The sequence below is a fragment of the Homoserinimonas sp. OAct 916 genome (assembly GCF_003260275.1).
Lineage (GTDB): Bacteria > Actinomycetota > Actinomycetes > Actinomycetales > Microbacteriaceae > OACT-916.
Map to the genome: position 1 here is coordinate 1 of NZ_QJHB01000006.1, position 16,952 is coordinate 16,952.

At 61.6% G+C, this 16,952-nt stretch carries 20 protein-coding genes and 1 pseudogene; 9 read left to right on the plus strand and 12 right to left on the minus strand.

All coding sequences use genetic code 11. The features are described 5' to 3' along the window. The 4 genes from DL891_RS07940 to DL891_RS07960 form a co-directional block, all read right to left on the minus strand. The coding region (locus DL891_RS07940; RefSeq protein ID WP_157962443.1) for a leucine zipper domain-containing protein at positions 1–248 on the minus strand (248 nt) is incomplete at its 3' end. Between the two features lie 498 nt (positions 249–746). Beyond that, positions 747–1,694 (minus strand): hypothetical protein, encoded by a 948-nt coding sequence (locus tag DL891_RS07945; RefSeq protein ID WP_232819068.1) that lies wholly within the window; start codon positions 1,692–1,694, stop codon positions 747–749. Position 1,695: 1 nt separating this feature from the next. Continuing rightward, entirely contained in the window at positions 1,696–2,232 is a 537-nt protein-coding gene (locus DL891_RS07950; RefSeq protein WP_232819069.1) for a cytochrome b N-terminal domain-containing protein, read from the minus strand. Positions 2,233–3,105: 873 nt separating this feature from the next. Beyond that, positions 3,106–3,468: a YciI family protein gene (locus DL891_RS07960; RefSeq protein WP_111719906.1), complete on the minus strand. Its 363-nt coding sequence runs from the start codon at positions 3,466–3,468 to the stop codon at positions 3,106–3,108. Between the two features lie 180 nt (positions 3,469–3,648). On the opposite strand from DL891_RS07960, the gene DL891_RS17090 reads away from it, so the two are divergent. Together DL891_RS17090 and DL891_RS07965 are read left to right on the plus strand one after the other, a co-directional pair. After that, positions 3,649–3,819: a hypothetical protein gene (locus DL891_RS17090; RefSeq protein WP_157962444.1), complete on the plus strand. Its 171-nt coding sequence runs from the start codon at positions 3,649–3,651 to the stop codon at positions 3,817–3,819. Next, complete coding sequence (locus tag DL891_RS07965) at positions 3,816–5,060, plus strand: RNA polymerase sigma factor (RefSeq protein ID WP_111719907.1); 1,245 nt, start codon at positions 3,816–3,818, stop codon at positions 5,058–5,060. The genes DL891_RS17090 and DL891_RS07965 overlap by 4 nt, the downstream gene beginning before the upstream one ends. A 51-nt stretch (positions 5,061–5,111) precedes the next feature. Here the strand turns inward: DL891_RS07965 and DL891_RS07970 are convergent, their stop codons facing one another. Further along, on the minus strand, positions 5,112–5,486 hold the full coding sequence (locus DL891_RS07970) for a VOC family protein (RefSeq protein WP_111719908.1): 375 nt from the start codon (positions 5,484–5,486) through the stop codon (positions 5,112–5,114). Between the two features lie 151 nt (positions 5,487–5,637). Between DL891_RS07970 and DL891_RS07975 the strand changes: the two genes are divergently transcribed. From DL891_RS07975 to DL891_RS07985, 3 genes are all read left to right on the plus strand, one after another. Further along, entirely contained in the window at positions 5,638–5,973 is a 336-nt protein-coding gene (locus DL891_RS07975) for a YciI family protein (RefSeq protein ID WP_111719909.1), read from the plus strand. 133 nt (positions 5,974–6,106) lie between these two features. After that, positions 6,107–6,442 carry a hypothetical protein gene (locus tag DL891_RS07980; protein ID WP_111719910.1) on the plus strand — a complete coding sequence of 112 codons (336 nt, stop codon included), beginning with the start codon at positions 6,107–6,109 and terminating at the stop codon, positions 6,440–6,442. Positions 6,443–6,649: 207 nt separating this feature from the next. Further along, positions 6,650–7,792, plus strand: a complete 1,143-nt coding sequence (locus DL891_RS07985; RefSeq protein WP_111719911.1) for a hypothetical protein — start codon at positions 6,650–6,652, stop codon at positions 7,790–7,792. Positions 7,793–8,190: 398 nt separating this feature from the next. On the opposite strand, the gene DL891_RS07990 is transcribed toward DL891_RS07985, so the two are convergent. From DL891_RS07990 to DL891_RS08000, 3 genes and pseudogenes are all read right to left on the minus strand, one after another. Further along, positions 8,191–8,541, minus strand: coding sequence for a metallopeptidase family protein (locus DL891_RS07990; protein WP_111719912.1), 351 nt, complete (start codon positions 8,539–8,541; stop codon positions 8,191–8,193). 104 nt (positions 8,542–8,645) lie between these two features. Further along, positions 8,646–9,530, minus strand: coding sequence for a VOC family protein (locus DL891_RS07995; RefSeq protein WP_232819070.1), 885 nt, complete (start codon positions 9,528–9,530; stop codon positions 8,646–8,648). A gap of 79 nt (positions 9,531–9,609) precedes the next feature. Then, positions 9,610–10,008 (minus strand): annotated as a pseudogene (locus DL891_RS08000) (patatin-like phospholipase family protein); the annotation flags it as partial. A gap of 352 nt (positions 10,009–10,360) precedes the next feature. Between DL891_RS08000 and DL891_RS08005 the strand changes: the two are divergent. Then, positions 10,361–11,230 carry an SGNH/GDSL hydrolase family protein gene (locus DL891_RS08005; protein ID WP_157962445.1) on the plus strand — a complete coding sequence of 290 codons (870 nt, stop codon included), beginning with the start codon at positions 10,361–10,363 and terminating at the stop codon, positions 11,228–11,230. A 22-nt stretch (positions 11,231–11,252) separates the two neighbouring features. Continuing rightward, entirely contained in the window at positions 11,253–11,495 is a 243-nt protein-coding gene (locus tag DL891_RS08010; RefSeq protein WP_111719914.1) for a hypothetical protein, read from the plus strand. 75 nt (positions 11,496–11,570) lie between these two features. Here DL891_RS08010 and DL891_RS08015 read toward each other — a convergent pair whose 3' ends face one another. Next, complete coding sequence (locus tag DL891_RS08015) at positions 11,571–11,927, minus strand: VOC family protein (RefSeq protein ID WP_111719915.1); 357 nt, start codon at positions 11,925–11,927, stop codon at positions 11,571–11,573. Between the two features lie 209 nt (positions 11,928–12,136). Here DL891_RS08015 and DL891_RS08020 point away from each other — a divergent pair, with 209 nt between their 5' ends. Continuing rightward, on the plus strand, positions 12,137–13,717 hold the full coding sequence (locus tag DL891_RS08020) for a carboxylesterase/lipase family protein (RefSeq protein ID WP_232819071.1): 1,581 nt from the start codon (positions 12,137–12,139) through the stop codon (positions 13,715–13,717). Between the two features lie 157 nt (positions 13,718–13,874). On the opposite strand, the gene DL891_RS08025 is transcribed toward DL891_RS08020, so the two are convergent. Next, positions 13,875–14,219: a cupin domain-containing protein gene (locus DL891_RS08025; RefSeq protein ID WP_111719917.1), complete on the minus strand. Its 345-nt coding sequence runs from the start codon at positions 14,217–14,219 to the stop codon at positions 13,875–13,877. Between the two features lie 324 nt (positions 14,220–14,543). Here DL891_RS08025 and DL891_RS08030 point away from each other — a divergent pair, with 324 nt between their 5' ends. Further along, positions 14,544–15,968 (plus strand): glutamate decarboxylase, encoded by a 1,425-nt coding sequence (locus DL891_RS08030; RefSeq protein WP_111719918.1) that lies wholly within the window; start codon positions 14,544–14,546, stop codon positions 15,966–15,968. A gap of 101 nt (positions 15,969–16,069) precedes the next feature. Here DL891_RS08030 and DL891_RS08035 read toward each other — a convergent pair whose 3' ends face one another. Together DL891_RS08035 and DL891_RS08040 are read right to left on the minus strand one after the other, a co-directional pair. Then, positions 16,070–16,435 (minus strand): DUF2834 domain-containing protein, encoded by a 366-nt coding sequence (locus DL891_RS08035; RefSeq protein WP_111719919.1) that lies wholly within the window; start codon positions 16,433–16,435, stop codon positions 16,070–16,072. 62 nt (positions 16,436–16,497) lie between these two features. Further along, a complete protein-coding gene (locus DL891_RS08040; RefSeq protein ID WP_111719920.1) occupies positions 16,498–16,899 on the minus strand; it encodes a DUF302 domain-containing protein in 402 nt (133 codons plus the stop codon). Between the last annotated feature and the right edge of the window lie 53 nt (positions 16,900–16,952).

Consider the following 16,952-nt stretch of genomic DNA (forward strand, 5'->3'; position numbering starts at 1 on the left):
GCATCCGAACCGCGGACTGTGAGTTCACCACGCAACCGGAGGATCAGTTCCACGGTGCTGGCTGAGATCGCCTGCGGGGAATGATGTGGGCGACGAGAGTGCGGCTCGAACGCCGCCTGCCCCTCTACCCGGTAGCGGGCGACCAGCTTGCTCACCCACCCTTTGGAAACGCCATAACTGCGGGCGACATCAGCCTGAGAGCGACCCTCAAGAACAACAGCGGTGATGACAAGACGAGCAATCGACATCCACCACTGTGACCGATGCGGAAGTTTCCTATGTCGCGAGACAGGGGTTTCCTATGTCCTGAACCACAACACCCCTCCGGACACACTTGTCCTGTCTCAGGACATAGGAAACCGTTGAACCCCTGGGTTCAGCGGTTTCCTTTCGTTTTGGGGTTGGTAATCCCTGGTGGGGTCGAGGGTAGGCCGGCAAACGTGACGCGGGCATCCTGCTGCTCGGATCCGGAGTAATGACGAGAATGGTATCTCCGAAAGTCATGCCGCGCTCATGCGGCACTGAAGCCCGCCGATCAGTTAGACGGTGACCATTTGGGTGCGACCCTAGCGGGCAACCGAACGCGTTTCCACTCCCCCGTTCCAGCACCGGTGCACATGCAGCGACTCCCGTCAGGGAGCGGAACATTTCAGACCGGTGTGGACACACCGAGAGCATTCCTGCGGAAGGCGGTCAGCAGGATATGTGTACCGAGGTCGGGTGCGGTCATACCCGTGGTCACCGGTTCACCGTTTGCGATAGTAGTCACGCCAGATGAGCCGGTGGACCGGAATCCATCGTGGTATCGACCGCAGTCCTGGGATGAACGGCACCAGCGCGAGCACAAGGGTGAGGAACACCATGATGAAGACGACGACCAAGTCAGCGTTGGGGAGGTTGCCAATGAGAGGAACCTGATACCAGAACGAGAACAGCCACAACCAGGACTGGCCCGGATAGCTGCCTGTCTCATTCATCATTCCCCATTGGTCGCCGGTGAGGTGTTGCGCGGTGGCCAAGGATGAGAAGTATGTGCCATCGCTGAGGAACAGAATCGTGGGGGTCGGGTTGGTGTTATAGAGCCCGCCCTCCGATTGGATGGCTCCATCCAGCGCACCGCCCTTCGCGACGGTGAGAAGCCCCTGAGTGAGTTGGGGCACCGGACCGTAGTTCCCCGAGACAACGGTGGAGGGATCACCATTTGAGGCTTTCCCGAGCGCGTCTGAGTAGCTGGTCGCCCACGCGGTCTGCTGCTCGCTCGTGGCCGCCCGCCACGTGGAAACCGCATCGGGAGCCGAGTCGAGCGTCGTCAACGGCGTGATGACGAAATCCTTCGCTGCATCTATGCGAAGCTGCACGCCGGACATGGTCTGAAGGTCGATCGGCCCGAGTGTCTGTGTTGCACCCGCGGTTGAGGAGTACGGCGGGCCGTAGCTGGCGGTATCGGAGGTGCCAGCAAGTTCGGCGGTCGCTGTTGCAACGAAGTCGTTCGGGTTCGCCTGCGCCCAGTTCTGCAGCGTGATGGTCGGTTCATCGGGCGATCCTGCGACCGCAGCAAATCCTACGATGATGACACCGACGACGAGGACACCTATCGCCAACTCTTTCAGAAGGTCGTAGGGGCGCGTGGTTCCGTTCCATGCCCTCACGTCCAGTGATTTGCGGCGGGCCCGCGACTTCTGTGAATCCGGCACCTCAGGCCTCCCTGGAAGTTGCCTCGGTCGGCGTCGTCTCGCGCAACTGGGAGTCAGACTCTGCCGCATCAAGTGGTGGGACAACACCGTGTCCTCGCACGAGCAGCACGTGCAACGCAACGATGACAAGCACCGCGATAGGTAGCAGCAGGATGTGCCACATGAACATCTGGCCGAAGTTGGCAACGTTGAACCACGCACCAATGCCGGACGCATTCAACGCGTCCTTGGCCTGATATGCAATCCACTGCGAGTCAAAGTTGGTTTGCAGGAGGTATCCGGTAAAACCGGCCACGATCGACACGGCGAAAGAAACCACGCCGGTGATCCAGGTCAGAGCCCGATTGCCGCGCCAGGCAGCCATCCAGAATTTTGCCCACAGATGGATGACCATGAAAAAGAAGAAGAACTCCACGCTCCACAGGTGAAGGCTATTGAAGAAGTGGCCCAGCGGAGACAGATGCCACCACATCGGGCCGTTGAGACTGAGCACGGCACCAGAGCCAATCACGAAGACGAGCGACGCGATGGCGCCCATCCCGAACATATAAATCCAGGTCGCAACGTAACTGGGTTGCGATGTCGGTAACAGCTTCTCCGGTGGGAGCACCTTGAGCACCCACCGTCTCAGCCGACCGCTCCACGAATGGTCGACATCTTCCGGTTCCGGCTCCAGAGTGGGCTGAGGCAGCTGTGAGTCAGTCATTTCATATCCTCCCGGCTCTCCCGGCTCTCCCGGCCCTCCCGGGCTCCGCGCGGGAACGGCACCACTAGCGCCAAACCGAAGACCACGAACATGGAGACGATGACGATGAGGTTTCCGAGTTGTATGCCGAAAACCCCCCAGGTGAGAAAAATACCTGGCGTCGATTGACTGAGATGGATCAGTGCATGCACAGGAAAACCACCGTGACCGACTGGCTGGTGATCGAAGCAGCGCTTTGCCTGTTGGACGAACCTTGCCTGTTGGACGAACCTTGCCTGTTGGACGAACCTTGCCTGTTGGACGAAACCGGACGCAGTCTGACAGTCCCGCTTTTGGAAGTTTGTGCTTCCTGAAGTGAGACCAATGTGCCTTCATGAGCTTCGTACATATGACGACTTCAATGAACAGAAAAACTCGGGGACCCACCGGAGGTCTCTAGTGGTTAAATTGAGTCTGCGCTCGCCACCAGTTAAGTCAATGGCGGTATGACCGAAGAATGCAAACTCACAGGTTCGGGAGGCCGGTCAGGGTGGGTAAAGCGCGAGGGGGATGCCCGAGCCGCGCAGACCCTCTCCGAGTGAACGAACGGTGCCACGACCACCGGCGATCACGACATCGGCGGGTTTCGCGAAGACCACGCCTGCCGACTTTGATGCCTGTTGTATTTCTGGTTTGAGCCAGGCAGGATGATTTGCGGCTTCACGTTCAACTCCCCAGGGAACCACCTTCGTGCTCCACCAGTGCGCGTACTTCGATCGCTGCATAGCGTGCCTCGACGAAGCGGGCCGCGATCTCCACGACGCGATCGATCGATGCGCAGTCGACCAAGTAGTAACCGCCCACCCACTCCGTCGACTCCGCGAACGGCCCGTTGGTTACCGAGAGGCCATCCCTGGTGTGCACGACCTTCGCGACCGTCGTGCTCAGTTCGCTGGTGTCAATGAACTCACCTGACGCCCGCAGCTCGCCGATGATAGCTCCGTGCGTGGCGTCGAGTTCTTCGCCAAGCCCGGCGCCCAGCGCAGTTTCCATTTCCGCGCTCGAGTGGATGAGGATCATGTATTTCATTGGTGCTCCTTGCTCGAAACTTCTTCATTGGGGTTATGCCTATGCGAGAGCGACGGATGGCGCAAGACTACGAGGACACCTGTTCACGAATTGCGGACGATGTGTCCTGCCACTTCGCGCTGTTGCGTCGATGTGCCGTGAGCCAGTCGCATCACGGTTGACAACTGGAGGAGCATTTCGATGGAGTACATGCCGTTCGTCTGCACCGACTCGACCGCGCCGGCCTGGGATCGGAACCACGCCACCACGGAATGGGCAAACAACCCCGACGAGGCTAGTGAGCTCCCAGCGAAGCCCCCGATGGGCCTCCACGGCCAGATCGAGATTCGAACGATGGAGCCGATCGAATGACGGATGTTGTCGCCGACGCGCTGGCGACAGCAGCATCCGCTGAAACCGCGCGGATCGTCTCGACGCTCATCCGCATGACGGGCGATTTCACCTTGGCCGAGGATTGCCTGCAGGATGCCTTCGCCAAGGCGCTGGTCGACTGGCGGGCGAATACAATCCCGGCGAATCCGGGTGCGTGGCTGACCACCGTCGCGAAGAACCGCGCGGTCGACGTGCTGCGGCGCGCAGCCGCGGAAAGGCGTGCACTGCATCGAATCGCTCGTGAGCCCGAGGAGCCGGTAAAAGCCGAAATGCCAGAAGGCGTGAGTGCGGAGGCTCTCACTCACCCCGATGATCGCCTGAGTCTAATATTCACCTGTTGCCACCCCGCTTTGCCGATGGACGCCAGAGTTGCCTTGACCCTCCGCACGGTCGCCGGTCTCAGCCCGGCACAGATCGCGCGCGCATTCCTTGTAACCGAGTCAACGATGGAGAAACGCCTGGTCAGAGCGCGCGCGAAGATCAAGAACGCGGGCATCCCCTACCGGGTGCCTCCAGAATCCCGACTCATTGAACGCCGCGACGGGGTTCTCGCGGTGCTGTACCTGCTGTTCAGCGCAGGCTACTCTGCGACCGGCGACGATTCGATCATTCGTCGACCATTGCTCGCGGAAGCCGTGCGACTCACCAGGCTTATGGTCGAGCTCCTGCCGGCCGACGCAGAAGCTCGCGGCCTGCTCGCGCTCATGCTTCTGCAGCACGCGCGAAGCGACGCACGCACCGATAGTGCTGGCGAGCTTGTAACGCTCGAGAACCAGGACCGGTCGCGGTGGGATGCCCACGCGATCAGCGAGGCGATCCATATTCTGGCTGGGCTGCAGCCGGGCCCGGGCAGGTACGAACTGCAGGCGCGCATTGCGGCCTGTCATGCGACCGCAGCGTCACCCGCGAGCACCAATTTCGAGTACATCGCGAGGCTTTACGGGGAGCTCGCGGCAATCATGCCGTCACCGATCGTCGAACTCAACCGGGCCGTGGCCGTCGCCATGTGGCAGGGCCCGGATGCCGGACTCGCCATTCTCGCGACCATCACCGGCCTCGACGACTATTACCTGCTTCACGCGACTCGTGCCGACCTGCTGCGACGTCTCGGACGTGCGGATGAGGCAACAATCGAGTACCAGCGTGCCCTTGAGCTTGCGCCCACTGATGTGGAGCGGCGATATCTGGCACGACGAATGAGAGACGCGAGACAACGGTAGACCTGACCCGTCCGGCGGTCGTTCCTTTCGGTGGGGAAAACTCACCGGTTCTTATGGTTTGTACAATTCCTGCAAGGTCCAGGAGTTCCCATCGGGATCGCTGAAGTACGCGAACTTGACTCCGCCCATATCGTGAACATCGCTGACTGCCACCCCACGGTCCACAAGTTGGCGCCGTGCCTCAGTGATGTCGCTGACGACGAGGTGCAGGCCGTTGACAGTGGCGTCCGTCGGGCCATTGTTGCCCATTCCAGTTCCGATGACGATTGAACAAGCCGAACCGGGCGGAGTGAGCTGGACTATGCGCATGCCGTTGCCGGGTTGAACGTCATGATCGAGGTTGAAACCGACCATCTCGGTGTAGAAGCTCTTGCTGACGTCCACATCTGCCACCGGTAAGGGCACTAATTCCAGTTTCATGTCCATGCGTATATCCCTCCGTTGATTTGGCCGTAGACGTGAAATTTTTCCCGTTACGTGCAGCGAACTTCATAGAATTGCACTTCATAGAATTGCAGATGTCCTCCGGACGGCTCCTCGTGCGTCGCATGGTATCCCATCTGATTGGAGAACGCTCATGGAATACCTACTGCTCATCTGCACCGATTCGACGGCGCCCGAACTCCCCAACGACGACACGAGCCTCGCGGATTGGGTGGCCGAGGTCGATCGTCGAGGAATCTCCCGAGCGGGTGACCGACTCCGCAGCCCCAGCGATGCCACAACCATCAAGGTCCGCGACGGGAAACTGAGCGTGACAGACGGCCCCTTCCTCGAAACGAAGGAATGGATCGCAGGCTTTGACATTCTTGAATGCGACGACCTTGACGATGTCATCGACATCGCCTACCGGCATCCGATGGCCCGACACGGACAGATTGAAATCCGGCCATTCTGGCCACTGAACCTGTGAGGCCAGCCGTGAAGCCGAGCGTGACTACTCGTGCGAGCGAGCGTGAAGACCGACAGCCCGGGCTTTGAGGAATAGCCTGCTATTTTCGGAGTTGTCCCGCAACAAACAAGCCAGCCGAACAGGAGACCAACAGATGTCAGAACCTGCGGCGTCACCGAACCGTGATAAGGCTGCCCTCGGATATTCACGGTGGGTATTCGGTCTGGCGGCATTGATCGCCATCGGGCTCACATCAATAGTCGCGCAGATGGTCGCGGCAGCCGCGTTCGGAGTCGGGGGCTCCATTCAGCCGTCGTGGTCGACCGGGGCCATACTCGCTGTCGGCGGTGCAGTTCTCATGTTCATCAACTGCACGAGCTGGCACGATTTCCGGAGAAGGATCTGGATCTGGCTGGTGGCGGCAGCAGCGATCGCGGTCTACGCGATCGGTACCGAGTCGTCGACTTTCGAGCCGTTCTTCGGACAGTGACGTAAATCGAAAGTCCAACAGCAGCACGTTTCAGTCGAGGACGTGTGTGAGCGCATGATTGCTGGGCGTACCCTGTTCGTGGACTACCACGATCAGTGGATGACGTGCCACGGTGGATCTATACCGGCAGCCGTCGCTCGGTCCCAACCGCAGGGGGCGTTAACCGAACTGTGGGCGCTCGGGGCGAAACACCCAAATGAGAGAACGATGAACAAAGTTATTGATACGGACAAGACACCATCGTCGGGCGCCGCACCGAAGACGTCCCCACTTCCTGACGACTTCCAAGACCGAGTGTTCAAGGCGATCGCCGTCCAGCGACCAGCAGTGACGGCCTATATCAAGGAGATCCGCCGGAAGAAGCCTTTCGCGACCCCGGCCGAAGTGATGAAAACGATCGAAGCGCAGTACGTTGCCACCACTACGGCAGCGAGCACGGCCATAGGCGCCTCCGCCGCCATCCCTGCCGTGGGTATTCCCATCGCTATCGGGCTCGGTGTTGCGGATCTGTTGTTCTTCTATGAGACGACTGCGCTTTTCGCGCTCTGCATGGCTGAGCTGCGTGGAATCTCGATCGAAGACCCGGAGCGGGCCAGGGTGATTGTCCTTGGAGCGGTGCTCGGCGAGAAGCGGAAGAGCAAGATCACCGACCTGGTGATGAGCGCGCTCCCGGCGGGTGCAACTGTCGCAGGTGCACGCACGGTAGCAGGGGTCGCGTTTGCCGGAGCCACACCGAAGTGGGGAGATTTGCTCGCCCAGCAATTACCAGACTCAGCGCTTGTCCCTGTTTCGATGGTGCTGGCCAAGCAGGCGATTGCTCAAGGTTCCGTCATGGGGGCCGTCAAGATCAGTTCGAAGGCTATCCCTGTGATCGGTGCGGTCGCCGGCGGAGCAACAAGCTTCTACTTCGGCAGCGGAGTGGTCAAGTCCTGCCGTGCAGGCTTCTCCGCCCCTGTGGAATCCTGGCCGACCTGGCTTGAACTCACCGACAGCGACGGCGACGGAGTGCCCGATCCATCGAGGGCGGTCTTGGCGATGCGTTCGGCCTCGGAGTCCGCCAAAGATTTCGGCGAAAACGTTTGGGGGCGTGTGGTGGACGGGACCGAAATGTTCCGAAGCGTCGACCTCGACGGGGACGGCGTTCCGGATGAGGCTCGAGCGCTCACCACCGTCAAGGGCGCGGCGACCACTGTCGGGGATGCCGTTGGAGGGACTGCGAAGACGGTCGGCGGTGCCGTAGGTGGGACAGCGAAGACGGTCGGAGCAGCCACGGCAAACGCCGCCGGAAGGATGGCTGGCATATTCAAGCGCGAAAAGAAGGCCGACGATGGCGCTTCTGCAGATGAATAGCCTCGCGCCGCTGGTCGCGATGGGCCTGTACGAGAAGACGCGGGGCGAGGCCGAGCGGGTGGCCAGCACGGGCTGACAGAAATACCGTGAGCCGTTCGCAACCGCCGAGTTTTAGGGGCCTTCGGTAGGCTTGGAGCTTGGCCACGGTGCTGACGCTCGACCGCGACGCGATCGCTGCGGTGTGTCGTGTCCGCAGAGGCGCTCGGTTGCGCGTGTTCGGTTCGGCAAGCGGCTTTCTCAACGTGACCGATGATGACTGGCAGACCACTTTGAACCTCACGATCATCGGGTGCCTCACCGGCGGGTCCGAGCCGCGCCGCCGGGGCTCACTGCCCGATCGAAAAACCTTAGCAATCCGGCGGAATACCGCTTACTCAGCGCCCGGCGGGGGGCCGGTTTCAGGCCCAGCCGAGTTCTTGCAGTCGCTTGTCGTCGAGGCCGAAGTAGTGACCGATCTCGTGCACGAGGGTGATGCGCACGCGGGCGCGCAACTCGTCGAGAGTGTTGCAATGCTCCTGCATGTTGTTCTTGTACAACGTGATGCGGTCAGGCAGTTCCCCGAATCCGTACATTCCCCGCGTGGTCAGCGGATGCCCGCTGTACAGACCGTAGAGTCGGGGCCGCTCCCCCGGCGGTTGGTTCGCGACCAGGATCGCCACGTTCTCGAGTTCGCCCAGCATGTTGTCTGGGATCGCGTCATATTCTTCGGTGACCATCTTCTCGAAGTCCTGATCCGAAATTTCGACCATGCTGTCATTTTGCCACCAGTGGCTGGAAGCGCTGTGCCGCATGAGGTGACCTGGCCAGAGCACCGGACGGACCTCACCATCCGGATTCTGGCTTCGGCCGCTCGTCAATCTTTCGGTTCGACCTGGATCACGTTCAGCCACGGGTCGTCGAACTCGACGATCTGGCCGTTGTCACGAGCCTTCACTCCGTAATGTCTCAGTCGATCTGAAAGTGCGCCGATGTCGTCCGGCGTCGGCAGTTCGATTCGTACAAGTCCGAGACCGAGACTGGGCCCTCTGCGTCCCGCTCCGGCACTGGTCCAGGTGTTCATCGCCATGTGGTGGTGGTATTTGCCCGCACTGACAAACAGGGCTTGGTCACCCATCACCTTCGTGGTCTCGAACCCGAGTTGCTGCACATAAAACTCTCGGGCCTGAGGTATGTCGCCAACGCTCAGGTGCACGTGCCCGACCTTGGCGGGGCGGGAAGGGGCGACTGCGATGGCGTCCTCGCTGAGTGATTCGGCCAGAAATTTGCGTCGGTCCAGACGCAGCGTTGCCATGTCAACCTCGCCGTGGGTCCAGCTCCACTCCGTGCGAGCACGATCCCAGTAGAGTTCAACTCCGTTGCCCTCGGGGTCAGTGAAGTAGAACGCCTTGCTCACGAGGTGGTCGGCGCTTCCTGTGAAGGTTCGCGGAGAGTGCTGCGCGACGGAGTGGACCGCTGTCGCCAGATCAGCCTCGGTGTCGAACAGCACCGCCGTGTGGAACAGGCCCGCCTCATGCGGCGCGGCATGCTTCAGTTCGGGCGCATGTTCAAGAATCACGATCGAGGTGGACCCACGGCCCAGGATGCTTCGATCGCCGTCGCGACTGATCAGCGTGAGCGTGACGGCGTCGCGATAGTAGGCCGTCATCGCGTCGAGGTTGGCGACGCGCAACGTGACAGCGCCCATCCGTGTTTCCTGCGCAAGCAGGTCTAACGGTTGTGAAGAGGTGAGTTCGGCCATGTCAGCGGATGACTCCTGTCGCCGTCACAGTGGTCGGGGCGTCGCCAGAGGGCGAGGATGCGGCCGCCTCGAGCGCCCACGCGCCCATCCGTCGTCGCATGTCGGCCGCGTCCTCAGCGGCGGCGATGATTGCGCCTGTGGCCTCCAGCCGGTTCACCGCCCGCCTCCTCGCGGCAGGTCCACGGTCGGACGCGACCGGTGCGGTCCGTGTCGTGGGCGCAGCGTCGAGGATCTCGGCAAGCAACTCGGCCGGGGCCGCACTCGTTACTTGCGCCGCGGCCGTCGATCCGGCAGAGGTACCGATAATCAGATCGGCGTTGGTGACATCTAACCCCGCATCGAACAGTCCGGCGACAACGCCGATCAGCCACGCATTGCCTGTTGATCCGCCACCACCCAGAACCAGCGCTGTGCCGGAGGGGTGCGTCGTGACGTCGTTGGAGGCTGCCTTGGAGTCGTACTGAAGTGAATGATTCATGGTCGTAGCTTTCTGAGCGTGCGTTCAGCGCTCCCCGCGGCTACGTCAGTCGCGCGATCGTGAATTCCAAGGAGCGCCCAGAGTGGACGGTGTGTGCATCGGGCTCACCTCCTCGAATGGTGTCACGTTCATAGAAAAGTCTAACTGCGCGGGCTCCGCGTGCAACCGATCATCGCGGATGGAGCAGCGGGGTTGCGCTCGATATCGCGGGCGGAGCGGGAGCCGGATCCACCCCAAGAGCACGCACCAGGGGGTCACCGCACCTCGAATACTGGGTCCCAATCGAGCAGAGAAACTGAATTGTCTTCATCAATCCCTACCCGACGGTTTTCGCCGAGCGTACGATGCGCGCATGACTCTCTCACCGAAACCTCGACCCCGCCTTTCGTGGCGCCTCGGCGCCTTTTCTGTCCTGACCGTCGCGCTGCTCTTTGGCGCCGCCGCTGCACCCGCCACCGCCGCGGTTCCACAAGGATTGTTCGGATCCCACGCGAGTTCCGACTATGTCGCGCTCGGGGACTCGTTCACCTCTGGCCAAGGGGCGCCACCCTACCTGAGCGGACCCTGTCTGCAAAGCAAGTACACGAGTTACCCGGTGATCACGGCAACCCTCAGCAAATACAAGTTGGTGGCGAACAAGTCGTGCTCTGGAGCAGACACAGAAGCGGTTCAGGCCCAAGTGGGGCAGCTGCCCAGCACGCTGACGGGCCCCGCCTCCTCCGTGCGCCTGGTGACACTCACCGTGGGCGGCATTGACGCCGGCTCCAACCAAGTGCTTGCGGCCTGTGTTCCCGATCCGGCAAGTGCGTATTGTCAGCAGGCCATAGGGGAAGCTGCGGGGAAACTCTCCACACTCGCACCCAAACTCGCCACAACCTACTACGCGGTTGCCCAGGCCATGCCCAACGCCAAGATCGTCGTGTTCACCTATCCGCGACTGTTCAACCCGGGCACGGCACCGTTGGGAGATGCTGTCAATCAGGCGACGGATGCGCTGAACGGGGTCATCACCGCAGCTGCAGGCAGCGTGACCGCCCAGGGCAAGAACGTTCAGGTTGTTGACGTGACGCAGGAGTTCGCGAACCACGGCATCGGCGCGCGCCTCCCCTACATCAGCTTCAACCCGTCGAACCTGCTTGCGCAGTCCAATCTGCACCCGAACGCGCTGGGCAACTCGCTCGGCTACTTCCGGGCGCTGCTGAACGATCGCGTGCTGCGGTAGGGCGAATGCCCGAGAGCGAGCCATGCGCCGAATGCGCGCGCTGCTCGAAGACCTGCGCGAGACTGCTCCCGAGTTCCGGCGAGCCGCGATCGACGCTGAGTTGGCTCTGGTCAATGCCACCACGACGCGATCATTCCCTGGTGGCGGCGAACAGCACGCGGCCGCCGCTGCAGATCGGCAGGGCCTGGGCTCGACTGCCACTGCCCCACGCGGCGGTGATGAGCCGACCGACGCCGGTGCCACGAGGGTGCCGCCGAACAGATGAGACGGCCAACTGCTTCTGCACAGAGGGCGAGGCTGACAACACCGCAACACCGCAACTCCGCACCACCACAATACGTCAGCGCGGTGGCAGTGACTTGTAGAAGACCAGCCCGTTTCCCTTGCTGTCATAGACCACGGCGCGTCGTTCGTGGGCGTCGTTGTACGGGCCCTTTGCGATGCCGCCTCCACTCGCGTCGACCGCTTCGGCATTGCCGTCGACGTCGCCGGTCTTGATGCCCAGGACGATCTGGCCGGGAATCGGATGATCGAGTGCAGTGGCCAACGCGAGAGTCACGGTGCCGCCGTCCAAGGCCGCGAAGTGGTCGCCATCGCGAAACTTGAGCGGAAAGCCCAGGGTCTCAGTGTAGAACTTGATCGATTCGTCGAGATCATCCGTCGACAGGATGATCATCTTCACTTCGTTGTCGCTCATGGAATGCGGCTCCTGACTGGATTGTGTTGGGGCCGAGGGGCGCGGCGTTGATTCGGCCGGATCCGCAGCTCCGTGGTTGCTCCTTATAGCTAGGAAGTTACCACCGAGACCGAGACGGCGACCACAGTCCACAGTGAGGGTGTCCACAGAGAGGGTAGTGTCGCGGCGGCTCTCCGCAGAGTTGTATGGGAACGAGGAATGAGGTCTCGATGGCAGCCGAGCATTCACCGAACGGCCCTGAGCTGGACGTGTGCGTCACCGGCGGGATGGTGCGGGGCGTGCACGAATCCTCATCCCGATTCTGGCGCGGCATTCCGTATGCCGCACCTCCGGTCGGGGAACGACGGTTCCGGTCGCCATCACCGGTTGTGCCGTGGGAGGGTATCCGCGACGCGGCCACGTTCGGCCTGGCCGCACCCCAGACGCTACCGAAGCGGATCAGACCGGCATCGGCGCCCGCCCGCAATGGCGAAGACTGCCTGACAATCAACGTGCGCACGCCGCTTGTGTCCCCAAGTAGTGGTGCGCTGTTGCCGGTGATGGTGTTCATTCACGGTGGCGGCTACAGCATGGGATCCTCGAGTGACTTCTCCGGTCAGGGCGAGGGCTTCGTGCAGAGCGGCAGAGTGGTCTACGTCAGCTTCAACTATCGGCTCGGCGCCCTCGGATATTTGGACTTCAGCCGCTACTCATCTCCGGAGAGACCCTTCGACAGCAACCTCGGACTTCGCGATCAGATTGCCGCCTTGCACTGGGTGCAGGAGAACATTCGGCAATTCGGAGGTGACCCGCACCAGGTGACCGTGTTTGGCGAGTCCGCCGGCGGCAATGCAGTGACCACCCTGCTGGCTGTTCCCTCGGCACGAGGGCTGTTCGCGCGGGCCATCGCCCAGAGCGCTCCGCCGGATGCCATCTACCGGTCAGCCGTGACCGAAGTCTGGGCCGTCGAGTTTCTCACGAACCTTCGCCGAATCATGCATCAGCCGGAGCCAATCGAAGGAACAGACACGAACCCCGGGGAGCGAGCCCGCATCCAACACTTGCTGTCGACGGCGAAGACCGCGGATCTTGTCACGGCGTGCGTTCAGCTCCAGGTGCACACGCCGGATGCGTACCCGGGTGCGTTCTGCCTCGCCCCGGTGGTTGATGGGGCTTTGTTGCCTGAGGAGCCGATCGTCGCCATTCGTGGGGGCCGAGCTCACAAGGTGCCGCTGATCATTGGCACCAACGACCGGGAGGGTTCGATCTTTCGCGGCAAGATCGACATCCTGCCACGATCCGAAGCGCGGATCAGAGCTTTGTTCGGCCCCGCACCGTCTGATGCGCAACTGCAGATGCGAGCCGCCTACCCCGGTCTGCCTGGTCGCCGGCCCGCAGCGGACTTCGCCGGCGACTACGGTTTCTGGTACCCGTCGACACAGATCGCCGACTCTCACTCGAAATTCGCACCTGTCTATGTCTACCGTTTCGACTTCGCGCCCCGCCTGCTCAAACTGGTCGGTGTCGACGCCACACATGGGGTCGAGATGTTTGCGCTGTTTGACCATGTAGACGCTCCGTTGGCACGAACGATGACTGCTCTGGGCGGAGGCGAACCGTATGCCCGAGCTGGGCGGCGAATGCGCGAATACTGGCTTCAATTCGCGGAGGGCGGCGCGCTCTCCGAGTCCTGGCCGCCGTACACCGAGCAGTCTCGAAAGACTCTGATCATCGACGAGATAGACCATGTCGCGACAGATCCGCGCCGCGAGCGTCGGCTCGCCTGGTCCTCCTTCTTGATGAAACTCTAGAAACGTGGCCAGTAGTTCTCGCTGTCATTCGCAGAGACGTCTGGCTTTGCCCGAGCGGGCAGGCGTTGAGTGAACAATGGCCACATCCGAAAGTGCGACTGTTATCTAGTCGCACCAACGGCTCGAGGTCGGTTACCTGCAAGCGGATGGCCACGGACTATGGCTGCACGACGATGTCGACGGAGATCTCGACTGCCGTTATCGTTCCCATGTTCTCGAGCCAATGCGTGGTGAGACTGTCTTCCGGCCAGCCCGGACCGGGGCCGTACTCGACAGTGGTGCCATTTCGATGATCAGTGATCGTTCCCTGCAGCACGTAAACCATGCCCGGCCTACCCACGTGGTCGTGGGGCGGGCCGAAGACGCCACCAGGTTCGATGGTCACTTTGCGCATTCGCAGTTGGTGCCCCACCATGCCCTCGATCTCTGGACCGAGGTCGAGGTTGGCAAGCAGTTCGACCGAGACGCCTTTCGGCTCGGGTACCGACGTGTCGTCATTCATGGCAGATTCCTCTCTAGGCCGAGCTCGCGTGTGAAGCTCCTTTCGCCACTCTCATTCTGCGCGCCAGAACGGTTACCGGAGCGAGGGCACTTCGCCGCAACGCCGACCCTGCAGGCTACCCGACGTGTTCGTCACAGCTGTCGCAGATGCCCGAAAGCGGAACCGCCATCCAACAGGTTTCGCAGACCGCACCGATCCTGGTGAGCCTACCGGCACCAGAGCCGCTCCCCCACTCGTGGGCCGGCAGATGCCCGGGGTAGTAGATTCTGGAGTGCCCGTGTTAGGTGACCAACTCCCCTATTCTCTTGTCCTAGTCTGAGTGATATGACAAGGATCAAGTCGTCTCCGAAGCCGGGCACGCCACCTAGCGCCCACACCGGCATCGGGGATCAGAACCAGCTCAATCCGTTGTTCGCGCGGGCGGGCGAAGCAACCGATTTTCCATTGAACCAGATCCCACCCGGCGAATCACTCCCTGAGACGGCCTATCAGGTGGTGCACGACGAGGCGATGCTCGACGGTAACTCACGGTTGAACCTCGCCACGTTCGTCGGCACCTGGATGGATCCACACGCCAGCAGACTCTACGCCGAGTCTGCCGACAAAAACATGGTCGACAAGGATGAGTACCCCCAGACGGCGGCGATCGAGGCCCGCTGTTGGAACATGCTCGCCCGACTGTGGAACGTTCCCGACCCAGGCAACACGATCGGAACATCGACCATCGGCTCGTCTGAGGCATGCATGCTCGGCGGTCTGGCACTGAAGCGTCGCTGGCAGCAGGCGCGTCGCGCCGCCGGCACGTCCACCGAACGCCCAAACCTGATCCTGTCGAGCGCAGTGCAGGTCTGCTGGGAGAAGTTCTGCAACTACTGGGACGTCGAAGCGCGTTACGTGCCCATCAGCGACGAGCACAAGGTGCTGGACGGCTTCGAGCTCGAGAAGTATGTCGACGAGAACACCATCGGTGTCGTCGCGATCATGGGCGTCACCTACACCGGAATGTACGAACCGGTTGAAAAGATCGCGCAGGCACTTGATCGCATCCAGGCCGACACCGGGCTGAATGTGCCGATCCACGTCGACGGTGCATCCGGGGGAATGATCGCCCCGTTCTTGCAACCCGACCTGCGATGGGACTTCCGTGTTGAACGAGTCGCATCGATCAGCACGTCTGCGCACAAGTATGGCCTCGTCTACCCGGGCCTCGGCTGGGTCATCTGGCGCACCATCGATGACCTGCCCAAAGACCTCGTCTTCGATGTGACGTATCTCGGCGGTCACATGCCGAGCTTCGCGCTCAATTTTTCGCGCCCGGGCGCCCAGGTCCTGTTGCAGTACTACCTGTTTCTGCGCCTCGGCTGGGATGGATACTACAAAGTGCAGAAAGCGTCACAGGATGTTGCGGTCTACCTCTCCGGTGAGATCGCCAAGATGCCGGCTTTCGAACTCTGGACTGAGGGCACCGACATTCCGGTCTTCGCCTGGCAGTTGAAGAAGGGGCACACCGACAAGTGGAACCTCTACCACCTGTCTGAGCGCCTTCGCTTGAAGGGCTGGTTGATCCCGGCCTACCCGATGCCAGACAACCTCACCGACATGGTTGTGCAGCGCATCGTGGTGCGCAACGGGCTCAGCCGCAACCTCGCAGAGAGCCTGGTGCTCGATATTGCCGAAGCAACTGCGTACCTGGACGACTTGGAATCACCGATGCCGACCGAGGGTCTCGTCTCGACGTTCACGCATTAGATGCGCCGCCGACCGCGTGCTCGCTCTCGTGGGAGTCGCGATCCTTCTCTTTCTGCCGGTTTCGTTCTTGTCCTGCACTCAGGAAGGTGCAGCGCTGACGGTCAATTGACTGCTCGCTCATGGGCAGTCTGCATCAGTCGACGCTCTCTCATCGCCAGGAACAGAGGGAAGGTGAACGCGAATGCGGTCACGCCAGACAACACGATGTACAGCCAAGCCCGCTTCATCCCGAGCCGGCGCGCCTCGACGATGATGAAGACGCTCCCCGCAATCGCCACGACCAGCAGATCTACTCCGAGCGAGTTGACCGCCGGGCCGCTGCCAAACCAGTCGCCCAGATAGTTGCGCAACTGCACCACGGACAAGATATTGAAATACAGTGTGCCGACGAGCCCGACCAGGCTCAGGCCCAAGAACACGAACGCGGTGGGGTTCCAGTTCTGAAGAATTCGCGGTGTCGTGGTCATGCACCTATTCTGCCCGGGAACAGCAGAGTCGGCGGCGGGCTACGCGGTGAGGTCTGCTTCGTTCAGCTCTCAGTGGACAATGAAGCCAACGCCGCGGTCAGGCGCTGCTTGGCATCGGCCGCGACGGCGTGCAGTGCGTCGTTGGCGGCGATCCCCATCATCGCGTCGGGGTCGATGGCCTCGACCACGGTGGTGGTCTCGTTCACGGATCGCACGACCACATTGCAGGGAAGCACGGCTGCGATCGCCATATCCGCCTGGATCGCTTCATAGGCCAGTGCCGGTCGGCAGGCGCCAAGAATGATCTGCGGTTCAATGTCGACATCGAGCTTCGCTTTCAGCGTGGCCTTGAGGTCAATCTCGGTGAGTACGCCGAATCCTTGGTCGGCAAGCGCAGTGCGCACGGCTGCCACCGTGTCGGCACATGGCTGGTTCATGGTGGCGGTAATGGTGTAGTCGCTCATGTGGGACTCCTCGGCTCTCGATGTTCATACAGAGGATTTCGATGGTGCACATT

Coding starts and splice junctions, on each gene's coding strand:
- DL891_RS07950 (WP_232819069.1), bottom strand. CDS start 2,232: ATGGGCGCCATCGCGTCGCTCGTCTTCGTGATTGGCTCTGGTGCCGTG.
- DL891_RS07960 (WP_111719906.1), bottom strand. CDS start 3,468: ATGAAATACATGATCCTCATCCACTCGAGCGCGGAAATGGAAACTGCG.
- DL891_RS17090 (WP_157962444.1), top strand. CDS start 3,649: ATGGAGTACATGCCGTTCGTCTGCACCGACTCGACCGCGCCGGCCTGG.
- DL891_RS07965 (WP_111719907.1), top strand. CDS start 3,816: ATGACGGATGTTGTCGCCGACGCGCTGGCGACAGCAGCATCCGCTGAA.
- DL891_RS07970 (WP_111719908.1), bottom strand. CDS start 5,486: ATGGACATGAAACTGGAATTAGTGCCCTTACCGGTGGCAGATGTGGAC.
- DL891_RS07975 (WP_111719909.1), top strand. CDS start 5,638: ATGGAATACCTACTGCTCATCTGCACCGATTCGACGGCGCCCGAACTC.
- DL891_RS07980 (WP_111719910.1), top strand. CDS start 6,107: ATGTCAGAACCTGCGGCGTCACCGAACCGTGATAAGGCTGCCCTCGGA.
- DL891_RS07985 (WP_111719911.1), top strand. CDS start 6,650: ATGAACAAAGTTATTGATACGGACAAGACACCATCGTCGGGCGCCGCA.
- DL891_RS07990 (WP_111719912.1), bottom strand. CDS start 8,541: ATGGTCGAAATTTCGGATCAGGACTTCGAGAAGATGGTCACCGAAGAA.
- DL891_RS07995 (WP_232819070.1), bottom strand. CDS start 9,530: ATGGCCGAACTCACCTCTTCACAACCGTTAGACCTGCTTGCGCAGGAA.
- DL891_RS08005 (WP_157962445.1), top strand. CDS start 10,361: ATGACTCTCTCACCGAAACCTCGACCCCGCCTTTCGTGGCGCCTCGGC.
- DL891_RS08010 (WP_111719914.1), top strand. CDS start 11,253: ATGCGCCGAATGCGCGCGCTGCTCGAAGACCTGCGCGAGACTGCTCCC.
- DL891_RS08015 (WP_111719915.1), bottom strand. CDS start 11,927: ATGAGCGACAACGAAGTGAAGATGATCATCCTGTCGACGGATGATCTC.
- DL891_RS08020 (WP_232819071.1), top strand. CDS start 12,137: ATGGCAGCCGAGCATTCACCGAACGGCCCTGAGCTGGACGTGTGCGTC.
- DL891_RS08025 (WP_111719917.1), bottom strand. CDS start 14,219: ATGAATGACGACACGTCGGTACCCGAGCCGAAAGGCGTCTCGGTCGAA.
- DL891_RS08030 (WP_111719918.1), top strand. CDS start 14,544: ATGACAAGGATCAAGTCGTCTCCGAAGCCGGGCACGCCACCTAGCGCC.
- DL891_RS08035 (WP_111719919.1), bottom strand. CDS start 16,435: ATGACCACGACACCGCGAATTCTTCAGAACTGGAACCCCACCGCGTTC.
- DL891_RS08040 (WP_111719920.1), bottom strand. CDS start 16,899: ATGAGCGACTACACCATTACCGCCACCATGAACCAGCCATGTGCCGAC.